General features: G+C 69.4%; 11 protein-coding genes. 5 read left to right on the forward strand and 6 right to left on the reverse strand.

The window, feature by feature from the left end; translation table 11 throughout:
• The 6 genes from ABZ260_RS37930 to ABZ260_RS37955 all read right to left on the reverse strand — a co-directional run.
• Window positions 1–441 (reverse strand): SMC-Scp complex subunit ScpB (locus ABZ260_RS37930; RefSeq protein WP_355627139.1); only part of this gene is annotated, 441 nt, incomplete at its 3' end.
• Window positions 434–1,258, reverse strand: a complete 825-nt coding sequence (locus ABZ260_RS37935; protein ID WP_350964019.1) for a segregation/condensation protein A — start codon at window positions 1,256–1,258, stop codon at window positions 434–436. The genes ABZ260_RS37935 and ABZ260_RS37930, both read right to left, overlap by 8 nt.
• A gap of 30 nt (window positions 1,259–1,288) precedes the next feature.
• Complete coding sequence (locus tag ABZ260_RS37940; RefSeq protein ID WP_326638505.1) at window positions 1,289–2,236, reverse strand: ParA family protein; 948 nt, start codon at window positions 2,234–2,236, stop codon at window positions 1,289–1,291.
• Window positions 2,237–2,335: 99 nt separating this feature from the next.
• Complete coding sequence (locus ABZ260_RS37945; protein ID WP_350922892.1) at window positions 2,336–3,262, reverse strand: tyrosine recombinase; 927 nt, start codon at window positions 3,260–3,262, stop codon at window positions 2,336–2,338.
• A gap of 12 nt (window positions 3,263–3,274) precedes the next feature.
• Entirely contained in the window at window positions 3,275–3,922 is a 648-nt protein-coding gene (locus ABZ260_RS37950) for an NUDIX hydrolase (protein WP_350964022.1), read from the reverse strand.
• Window positions 3,919–5,589, reverse strand: a complete 1,671-nt coding sequence (locus ABZ260_RS37955) for a CTP synthase (protein WP_355627141.1) — start codon at window positions 5,587–5,589, stop codon at window positions 3,919–3,921. Before ABZ260_RS37955 ends, ABZ260_RS37950 begins: the two co-directional genes overlap by 4 nt.
• Window positions 5,590–5,745: 156 nt before the next feature.
• On the opposite strand from ABZ260_RS37955, the gene ABZ260_RS37960 reads away from it, so the two are divergent.
• The 5 genes from ABZ260_RS37960 to ABZ260_RS37980 all read left to right on the forward strand — a co-directional run bounded on the left by ABZ260_RS37960 (window position 5,746) and on the right by ABZ260_RS37980 (window position 9,936).
• Window positions 5,746–6,507, forward strand: coding sequence for an acyltransferase (locus ABZ260_RS37960; RefSeq protein ID WP_355627143.1), 762 nt, complete (start codon window positions 5,746–5,748; stop codon window positions 6,505–6,507).
• A 92-nt stretch (window positions 6,508–6,599) separates the two neighbouring features.
• Window positions 6,600–7,733 carry a nitronate monooxygenase family protein gene (locus ABZ260_RS37965; protein WP_355627145.1) on the forward strand — a complete coding sequence of 378 codons (1,134 nt, stop codon included), beginning with the start codon at window positions 6,600–6,602 and terminating at the stop codon, window positions 7,731–7,733.
• Window positions 7,734–7,974: 241 nt separating this feature from the next.
• Window positions 7,975–8,574, forward strand: coding sequence for a DUF4126 domain-containing protein (locus ABZ260_RS37970; protein ID WP_355627147.1), 600 nt, complete (start codon window positions 7,975–7,977; stop codon window positions 8,572–8,574).
• 52 nt (window positions 8,575–8,626) lie between these two features.
• Window positions 8,627–9,241, forward strand: coding sequence for a hypothetical protein (locus tag ABZ260_RS37975; RefSeq protein WP_355627149.1), 615 nt, complete (start codon window positions 8,627–8,629; stop codon window positions 9,239–9,241).
• 113 nt (window positions 9,242–9,354) lie between these two features.
• A complete protein-coding gene (locus ABZ260_RS37980) occupies window positions 9,355–9,936 on the forward strand; it encodes a Uma2 family endonuclease (RefSeq protein ID WP_355627151.1) in 582 nt (193 codons plus the stop codon).
• Window positions 9,937–10,101 lie beyond the last annotated feature (165 nt).

A 10,101-nucleotide genomic window follows, 5' to 3' on the forward strand; every position in this document is an offset into this window, starting at 1 on the left:
CCCGACCTGGCCGCGCTCTGGCGGGAACTCGACGACTACCCCTGCGACCAGCCGGAGCCCGATGACACCGCGGATGGCCGCCACCCGGGCCCGGCTCACCGGCTGCCGGTAGGCGACCACGGCCAGGGTCTCCAGCGCGGCCTGGGTCAGACGCGTCTGCTGGCCGTCGCGGACGAACCGCTCCACGAGTGAGGCGCACCCGGCCCGCGTGTAGAAACGCCAGCCGCCCGCGACCTCTCTCAGGTCGAAACCCCGCCCGGCCTCGGTGTATTCCGCCGAGAGTTCCCGGAGCACCCTGCCGACCTCGTGGACGGGCCGCTCCAGCACCTGGGCGAGGGTCACCTCGGCGACGGGCTCGTCGACCACCAGCAGGATGGCCTCCAGCCCGGCGCGCAGGTCGGGACCGGCGCTCAGATCAGGCTCGGATGCCACGTCAGTCATCGGCGGGTTCTCTCTTCGGGGTCTCGTCGTAGTCGTCGGCCACGGCGACGTCACCGTCGTCACTGCCGGTCCAGGTCACGTGCAACTCCCCGAGAGGCTCGATCTGCTCGAAGGAGACGGCCGCCTCCCGGTAGAGCTCCAGGACCGCCAGGAAACGGGCGACGATCTCGAAGGTGCCGGCGCAGTCGGAGGTGAGTGCCCGGAAGGTCGCCCGGCGTAACCGCCGCAGCCGCTCGACAAGGATAACCGCCTGATCCCGGACATTGGCGAGTGGTTGGTAGATGTGGGCCACGGAAACCGACGGGGGCACCTTGGGGGCGAAGGCCCGCCGGGCGATCTCAGCGAGGCGGTCGGGGCCGATGCCGAGGATCAGCTCGGGCAGCAGGCCCGCGAACTCGGCCTCCATCGGCACGGTACGCGGGAAGCGCAGCGCCTCCTCGGCCATCCTGGCGGAGAAGACCTTGACGACCTCCTTGTAGGCCCGGTACTGCAGGAGGCGGGCGAAGAGCAGGTCGCGGGCCTCCAGAAGGGCCAGGTCCTCCTCGTCGTCCACCTCGCCGGCGGGCAACAGCCTGGCCGCCTTGAGGTCGAGCAGGGTCGCCGCGACGAGCAGGAAATGGCTCGTCTGGTCCAGGTCCCACTCCGGGCCCCTGGCCCGGATATAGGAGATGAACTCGTCGGTGACCTGGCTGAGCGAGACCTCGGTGATGTCCAGCTTGTGCTTGGAGATCAGACCGAGCAGGAGGTCGAAAGGGCCTTCGAAGACCTCCAGATGCACCTTGAAGGTGTCATCGGCGGTCTTCGGCTGCTCGGTCATCCCTCCATTGTCCCGTACCGGCAGGTGGGATCATCGCTCCAGCGCGGCCCACCTGGCAAGAACTTCCCTGGCGAGCTCGCGGTACGCGCTGGCGCCGAGCGAGGAGGAGTCGAAGCTGGTGATGGGCTCACCGGCCACGGTCGCGTCAGGGAAGCGAACCGTCCGGTTGATCACTGTGTGGTAGACCTTGTCGTCGAACGCCTCGACGACCCGGGCCAGTACCTCGCGGCCGTGCAGGGTGCGCGCGTCGTACATGGTGGCGAGCAGGCCCTCGATGACCAGCTCGTCGTTGATGCGCTCCTGGACCTTGATGATGGTGTCCATGAGCAGCGCGACACCGCGCAGCGCGAAGAACTCGCACTCCAGCGGCACCATGACGCCGTGCGCGCAGGCCAGCGCGTTGATCGTGAGCAGCCCCAGGGAGGGCTGGCAGTCGATCAGGCAGACGTCGTACTCGGGCAGGAGGGGCTTGATGACCCGGCCGAGCACCTGCTCGCGGGCGACCTCCGTGACGAGCTGGACCTCGGCGGCCGACAGGTCGATGTTGCTGGGCAGCAGGTCCATGCCCTCGACGCCGGTCTCCAGCAGCACGTCCCTGGCCGTGATCTGCCGCTCCATGAGGAGGTTGTAGACCGTCAGGTCGAGCTGGAGGGGGTTGATCCCGAGACCGACCGAGAGGGCGCCCTGCGGGTCGAAGTCGACCAGCAGAACCTTGAGCCCGGCCTCCGCCAGCGCGGCGCCCAGGTTGATCGTGGTGGTCGTCTTGCCGACGCCGCCCTTCTGGTTGACCATGGCGACGACCCTCGCCGGTCCGTGCACGGTGCGAGGGGGCGGGTCGGGGAAAACGGGGCGGGGACGCCCGGTCGGGCCGAGGACTCCCCCACTGCGAGGGGTCCCGGCGGTCTTGGTGTCGCCCCAGGGATTCTCGGGGTTTGCCGGGGCCGCTCCCCGGATAGAACCGTCGGTGGTCACAGTCACCAGTCGAACCTCCCTGACGGCCTCTAACCGGACCGTCCGGACGGACACTATGGCGTCAACACGTATGCGGCAAGGCGGCACGCCCGGACATAAGAAAGGTCAATCCCGCGTGCGCGGATGCGCCACGGCATAGACCTCCCGGAGCCTGTCGACCGTGACCTGCGTGTACACCTGGGTGGTGGTCACCGAGGCGTGGCCGAGTAGTTCCTGAACCACCCTAACGTCCACACCGCCGTCAAGGAGGTGGGTTGCGAACGAATGTCGCAACATATGTGGCGACACTCCTTCGAGCCCGCCGCGCTCGGCGGCGCCCTGGAGGACCTCCCAGGCCCCCTGCCGGGTGAGCCGGCCGCCCCTGGCGTTGAGAAAGAGCCCCGAGGTGCCGCGGCCGTGGGAGGCGATGCGGGGGCGGGCACGGGTGAGGTAGGCGCCCAGCGCCTCCCCCGCGAAGTCGCCCAGAGGCACCAGCCGGGTGCGCCCGCCCTTACCCCGCAGCCGCACCCGCTGTGCCTCCGCCCCCAACTCGACGTCGTCGACGGTGAGCCCGACGGCCTCGGAGATACGCGCGCCGGTGCCGTACAGCAATTCGAGCAGTGCCCGGTTGCGCAGGGTGAGAGGGGCGCCGTCGGGCCCGGAGGCGGCGATCAGTCGCTCCACGTCGCGGACGCTGATCGCCCTGGGCAGCCGCCTGAGCTGGCGCGGCGGGCGCACCTCGCGGGCGGGGTCATGGCGGCAGAGACCCTGGCTCAGCGCGAAGCGGTGCAGCCCGCGCACCGCGGAGACGGCCCGCGCCGCCGAGGCGGCGACGAGGGCCTGATGCTCCCCGTCGCCCTCCCTGAGTGCCGCCACGAAGGCGGCGACGTCGCCCTCGGCGACCTCGGCGAAAGTGACGCGGCCGCGGTGCTTGAGGTGCTCCACGTATCGCAGGAGGTCACGGCGGTAGGAGGCCAGTGTGTTGGCTGCCAGGCCCCGCTCCCCCGCCAGGTGGGCGAGGTAGCGCAAGAGGACGGCCTCCGTCTCGCTCAGGGTGTCCTCCTGTCATGCCTCCGGTGCGTCGGCGGGCCGCAGCGAGGCGAATCCATCCGCCGAAGCGGCGTATGCGGCGAGAATACCGGCCACGGCTTGGGAATTGTGGATCATTCCCGCCATGGCACGCCGAACCGCGTCGGACAGGGGAATCCAGACCACCGGCATGTCGGCCTCCTCGTGCCGGTGGACGAAGTCCAGCTCCCCCTCGGGAATGGGAGCGACGTCCCTGGCGAGGAAGATCCGGGTGCGCTCATCGGTCATTCCCGGCGAGATGAAGGCGTCGACGAGGGTGTGCCAGGTGCCCGCCCGGTAGCCCGCCTCCTCGGCGAGCTCGCGGGCCGCCCCCGCCTGCAGGGACTCTCCGTGGACGTCGCGCAGCCCCGCGGGCAGTTCCCACAGCAGCCGCCTGACGGGGTGGCGGTACTGGCGGATCATCAGGACCCGCTCCCGGTCGTCGAGGGCGACGACGGCCACGGAGCCGGGGTGGACCACGTAGTCACGGTTGACGACATCGCCCTCCGGCATGACCACCGCGTCGGTGACGGCGGTGATGACCCGGGCACGGAAGTGCTCGGTGGAGGAGGTGACCTTCCACTCCTCGGGAACGTCCAGGACCTCCAGGACGTCCTCGCTCCGCCCTCCTCGCGTGTCGCTCACTTGCCCCGCCCGGCCTTGGCGACGGTGCCACGGGTTTCCGCGTACGTCAGGGCGGCGCCGATCAGGCCCTTGAACAGTGGATGCGCGCGGGTCGGCCGGGAGCGGAACTCCGGGTGCGCCTGGGTGCCGATGAAGAAGGGGTGAAGATCGGTGGGCAGCTCGGCGTACTCCACCAGGCGGCCGTCCGGTGAGAGACCCGAGAAGACCATGCCGACCTTCTCCAGCTGCTCGCGGTAGGAGTTGTTGACCTCGTAGCGGTGGCGGTGGCGCTCGTCGACCTTCGCCATGCCGTACAGCTGGCGGGCGAGGGTGCCCTCACCGAGCCTGGCCGGGTAGAGGCCCAGCCGCATGGTGCCGCCCATGTCGCGCTCGCCGGAGACGACGTCCTGCTGGTCGGCCATGGTGGAGATGACCGGGTGGGTGGTCTCCGCGTCGAACTCGGTGCTGCCGGCGTCCTCGATGTCCGCGAGGTTGCGGGCCGCCTCGATGACCATGCACTGCATGCCGAGGCAGATGCCGAGCAGCGGGATCTTGTTCTCCCTGACGTGCCGGATCGCGCCGACCTTGCCCTCGATGCCGCGCACCCCGAAGCCGCCCGGGACCAGGACGCCGTCGACGCCGTCGAGCTCGCGGGCCGCGCCCTCGGGGGTCTCGCAGTCGTCGCTCTTCACCCAGCGGATGTTGACGCGGGCGTCGTTGGCGAAACCGCCCGCGCGCAGCGCCTCGGTGACCGACAGGTAGGCGTCGGGCAGGTCGATGTACTTGCCGACGAGCGCGATCGTGACCTCGTTGGCCGGGCGGTGCACCCGGCGCAGGAGCTGCTCCCACTCCTTCCAGTCGACGTCCCTGAAGGGCAGGCCGAGGCGGCGCACCACGTAGGCGTCCAGGCCTTCCGCGTGCAGCACCTTGGGGATGTCGTAGATGCTGGCGGCGTCGATGGCGGAGACGACCGCGTCCTCGTCGACGTCGCACATGAGACTGATCTTGCGCTTGATCGCGTTCGTGACCGGGCGGTCGGAGCGCAGGACCACCGCGTCGGGCTGGATGCCGATGCTGCGCAGCGCGGCGACCGAGTGCTGGGTCGGCTTGGTCTTCAGCTCTCCGCTCGGCCCGATGTACGGCAGCAGCGACACGTGCAGGAAGAACACGTTGTCGCGGCCGACCTCGTGGCGGACCTGGCGGACGGCCTCCAGGAAGGGCAGCGACTCGATGTCGCCCACGGTGCCGCCGACCTCGGTGATGACCACGTCCACGTCGGGGCCGGCCATCGACCGGATACGGTCCTTGATCTCGTTGGTGATGTGCGGGATGACCTGCACCGTGTCACCGAGATACTCACCACGTCGCTCCTTGGCGATGACGTTGGAGTAGACCTGACCGGTGGTCACGTTGGCCGAGCCGTGCAGTTCGGTGTCGAGGAACCGCTCGTAGTGGCCGACGTCGAGGTCGGTCTCGGCGCCGTCGTCTGTGACGAAGACCTCACCGTGCTGGAACGGATTCATGGTGCCGGGGTCGACATTGAGATAGGGGTCGAGCTTCTGCATGGTGACCCGCAGGCCGCGCAGCTTGAGAAGACGCCCGAGGCTTGACGCCGTCAGTCCCTTACCCAAACTGGAGGCGACGCCGCCTGTGACGAACAGATGCTTGGTGTGTGCGGCGCTGCGCAAGAAGGCTCCCGTGGTCGTTGAAGATCAGTCGGCACACCCTTGTGAATGGCCTACAGGTCCACGGGCTCTCAGAATATCAAACGGTACCGGCGAAGTGCCCGAACAACCCCCACCCGCATTCCTACCAAACCTAACCAAGCAGTAACTTGATCCGTTATGTCACTTCGTGGGGTGGTACGGCGTGCTGTGGGCAGCCTGATCCACCGACTCTGGGCGGCGGTCCGCGCGGCCGGCACCGTCAGCCCCGCCAGCCCTGCCGGATACCGGTTCCGGCGCCTCGGCGAGGGCGCCTGCCTGTCGTTCCCGGTCGGGGCCGTCTTCGGCGAGGCCTGGATCGAGATCGGCGACCACACCCTGATCGGCGAGCGGGTCTCCATCTCCGCGGGCATGGGCCCCGGGGTGGACCTGGGCCCGAACTCGATCGTACGGATCGGCGGAAGCTGCTCCATCGGCCGGGGCAGCCACATCGTGGGCCACCAGTCGATAGACATCGGCGACCACGTCTTCACCGGCCCGTACGTCTACATCACCGACCAGAACCACGTCTACGACGACCCCGAGATGCCGATCGGCCGTCAGTGGCCGCGCAACAACCCCGTCTCCATCGGGTCGGGATCGTGGCTGGGCACCGGCGCGATCATCCTGCCGGGCACCCGGATCGGCAGGCAGTGCGTGGTGGCGGGCGGGGCCGTGGTGCGCGGGGAGTTCCCCGACCACAGCGTGATCGCGGGCATCCCCGCCAAGGTGGTACGCCACTACGTCCCCGGCGAAGGCTGGCTGCCACCTCACCTCGGCGGCGCGGAGGCCCCCGGCCCGGAGACCTCCGGCGGCCCGGAGGGCGAGACCGCAGAGCCGACCGGCGCCCTGGCCGGACCGGCCGTGCCGCCTCCCCCCGCCGGCCCCGTCCACACCGCCTGACGCTCCCCTCCGCCACGGAGATCGCGACCACCCGGCTCCACGCCCGGTCACGACACTGGACCGAACAAGGTTCTGCGACTTACGGTCACATCATGCGGACCGCGATCTGTGAGACATTCGGCGTCGAGTTCCCGCTCTTCGCCTTCAGCCACTGCCGCGACGTGGTCGCCGCGGTGACCAACGCGGGCGGGTTCGGCGTGCTCGGCGCCGTCGCCTACTCCCCCGAGCAACTCGACACCGAGCTGAGCTGGATCGACGAGCGTGTCGGCGACCGCCCGTACGGGGTGGACGTGCTCGTGCCCGGCAGGATCGACGCCTCGGCCGGCGACCGGAGCACCCGCCTCACCGACCACATCCCCCAGCGGCACCGGGACTTCGTGGCACACCTGTTCGGCAAGTACGGTGTGGGCGGGGCCGAGACGCTCACCCACGGCGCGGCCGACCGCGCCGGCGAGATGGGCCGCCGGGTGACCGCGGAGGGCGCCACCGGGCTGATCGACGTGGCGCTCAAGCACCCGATCGGCCTCATCGCCAGCGCGCTCGGCCCGCCCCCGCCGGAGATGACGGCCAAGGCCAGGCAGGCCGGGGTGCCGGTCGCGGCACTGGTCGGTACCGTCGAGCACGCCCGCCGCCAGGTCGCCGCCGGAGCCGACGTGATCGTGGCCCAGGGCTCCGAGGCGGGCGGCCACACCGGCGAGATCTCCACGATGGTGCTCGTCCCCCAGGTCGTGGACGCGGTGGACGTCCCGGTGCTGGCGGCCGGCGGCATCGCGGGAGGCCGCCAGATGGCCGCCGCGCTCGCGCTGGGCGCCGAGGGGGTGTGGTGCGGTTCGGTCTGGCTGACCACCGAGGAGGCCGAGACCCTGCCCCTGGTCAAGCAGAAGATGCTGGCCGCCACCTCCTCCGACACCGTGCGGTCCCGGTCGCGGACCGGCAAGCCCGCCCGGCAGCTGAGATCCGCCTGGACCGACGAGTGGGACGGGGCCCCGGAGAGTCCGGGCGCGCTGCCGATGCCGCTGCAGATGCTCCTCGCCGAGGGCGCGATGGCCAGGATCGGCAGGGCCGCCGAGAGCGGCTCCCCCGGCGCCGCAGAGCTCGCCGGCTACTTCGTCGGGCAGGTCGTCGGGCAGATGAACCAGATCAGACCGGCCCGCCGGGTGGTCCACGACATGATCGAGGAGTTCGCCGCCGCCGTCGAGCGCCTCGACCGCCTCACCGGCACCTGACCGGCTCCCCCGGCCTCCCCTGCTCTCCTTCTTCTCGGGCTCCTCTGTTTCACTGTTTCAGGTGGATTTCTCGGCCTCGGTGACGCCCGATGGACTCTTTCGGTATTCCCCGGTCACCCGGGACCCTCCCGGATCACCGGAGCTGCCACCGAGACCGGAGCGATACCGGGGGAGGGAACCGAGCGGGATCGATCAGCCACCGTGAAACGTTGAAGGAAGCAGAGAGGACAACGGAGGTGCGATGCTCGCGGCACTGACGGGCCTTGGGCTCTCCACCGCGGCCGGGCTCAACGCCTACATCCCGCTGCTGGTGGTCGGCCTGCTCGCCAACTTCACAGACCAGATACGGCTGCCGCAGGAGTTCGCCTGGCTCTCCAACGGCTGGGTGCTCGGGATCATCGGCGTGCTGCTCCTGGCGGAGTTCGTGTTCGACAAGGTCCCGGTGGTCGACAGCGTCAACGACATGATCCAGACCGTCGTCCGCCCGGCCTCCGGTGGCGTCGTCTTCAGCGCCACCGAGGCCGCGACCCGGCTGGAAGGCTCGACCTGGATGAGCCACAACCCCTGGCTCAGCTGGGTGCTGGGCATCGGGATCGCGCTGGCCGTGCACATCATGAAGACGACCGCCAGGCCCGTGGTGAACGCCACCACGGCCGGGGTGGGCGCGCCCGTGGTCAGCACCGTCGAGGACGCCGGGGCACTGGGCATCAGCCTGGTGGCGATCTTCCTGCCCGTCCTGGTCATCCTGGTGGTGGCGGGGCTGGCACTGCTCGCCTGGTGGGCGACCCGCAGAATACGGCGACGGAGGCGGAGCCGGGTGACCGACCCGAGCCTGCGATGAGGCCGCGCTCGCGGACTATGCTCTAAACATCTCGTACAACCCCCGTGGGGAGGTGGTTCCGATCGGCGAATTCCTCATGATCCTGCTGGTGATCCTGCTGTTCTTCCTTCTCCTGGGAGCAGTCGGGATCTATCTGCTGGTCAAGGTCGGCAAGAAGGCCACGAAGAAGGCCAAGAGCGTTTCCACCCGGGTCGCCTCCCACATGGCCGCGATGGGCACCGGTGACGCCGCGGAGACCGAGCGGATGCGTCTTGACCTGCGGCGCGAGATCTCCCTGACCCGTCAGGCGGTGGACCACGCGCTGCGCGACGGGTGGGGACTGGGCGATCTGCCTCAGCTGGTGGGAGAGATCGCGGCGCACGCCGAGCAGCTCGACGCCCAGCTCGCCCACTACGCCCAGGAGCGGCGGGTCTCGCCCTACATCGATCACACGGCGCTGGGCCGCCTGCGCGAGCACCACGCCAAGCTGACCACGTCCTGCGCCCGGATCAGGGCCGACCTGCGCAACGACCAGATGGCGCACTCGGCCGGGGGCATCGACCAGATCCAGGACCGCACCGATCTGGAGATCGAGGCCCGCCGCCGGGCCCCCGACCCGCTGGACCAGATCGACGAGCTCTACAAACGCACCACGATCAACCGCCCCCTCCCTGAAGACCTCCGCTGACCGACTGCTCACAGCCGGTCGGCGGCTCTCGATGACCTGCGGGTCGGACACGTAAAGTGCCAGGATGACTCCGTCAGGTAATGTTTCGGGGTGTCGCCGAAGGAGGTTCTCTGATGACAGCCGCTTTCCCCGAGTGGTTCTACCCTGGGCCCGCCGGTGGATGGACCGCCGATATGCTCGATCGTCTCCCTCCCGACGCGCCCCGGCATGTCGAACTGATCGACGGGTCGCTCATCATGATGTCTCCGCAGACCGCCTTCCACATGCTCATGCTCAGGCTTTTCGAGAGAGAGCTGACACCCCCTGACGATCTTGCCGTCGTTCGGGAGATGACCGTGACCCTGGGACTCCGGCAGCGGCCGGAACCCGACATCATGCTGGTGGCGAGTTCGGCGTTGACGAGCCTGAGAACCACCTCGTTCAAGCCGGAGGACGTGCACCTGGTGGTCGAGGTGGTGTCCCCCGAATCGCTGGAACGAGACCGCACCACCAAGCCGATCAAATACTCCGATGCCGGGATCAGGTATCTCTGGCGCGTGGAGCAGGAGGACGACAGGCCCGTCGTTTACACCTTCGAACTGGAACCCTCCGTCAAGGCGTACGTCCCGACGGGCATCCACCGGAGGCGGTTGAAGACGGACATCGGCTTCGAGGTCGACATCGACCTCGACCTTGGCAAGTTCGCCGGTCCATGAGGACGTCGTAGATCCCGAGCCGCGCCCCTCGGAGGCTTCGCTCCCCGCATGCCCCTTTCCATCGTCCTCGATGCTGGTCGTCCCAGGCCGTCCCCGCGGCCTTTGACGGCATCAACTTCGCCGACGGCACCCTCGCCCGCCCGCCCATCGCCCTGGCGGAGGTCC

It is taken from the genome of Streptosporangium sp. NPDC006013, from assembly GCF_040614275.1.
In the GTDB taxonomy this organism is placed as follows: Bacteria; Actinomycetota; Actinomycetes; order Streptosporangiales; family Streptosporangiaceae; genus Streptosporangium.

What these genes read in the sequence shown, in the direction of transcription:
- ABZ260_RS37935 (WP_350964019.1), bottom strand. Translation starts at nt 1,258, where the DNA reads ATGACCGAGCAGCCGAAGACCGCCGATGACACCTTCAAGGTGCATCTG.
- ABZ260_RS37960 (WP_355627143.1), top strand. Translation starts at nt 5,746, where the DNA reads ATGTCACTTCGTGGGGTGGTACGGCGTGCTGTGGGCAGCCTGATCCAC.
- ABZ260_RS37965 (WP_355627145.1), top strand. Translation starts at nt 6,600, where the DNA reads ATGCGGACCGCGATCTGTGAGACATTCGGCGTCGAGTTCCCGCTCTTC.
- ABZ260_RS37970 (WP_355627147.1), top strand. Translation starts at nt 7,975, where the DNA reads ATGCTCGCGGCACTGACGGGCCTTGGGCTCTCCACCGCGGCCGGGCTC.
- ABZ260_RS37980 (WP_355627151.1), top strand. Translation starts at nt 9,355, where the DNA reads ATGACAGCCGCTTTCCCCGAGTGGTTCTACCCTGGGCCCGCCGGTGGA.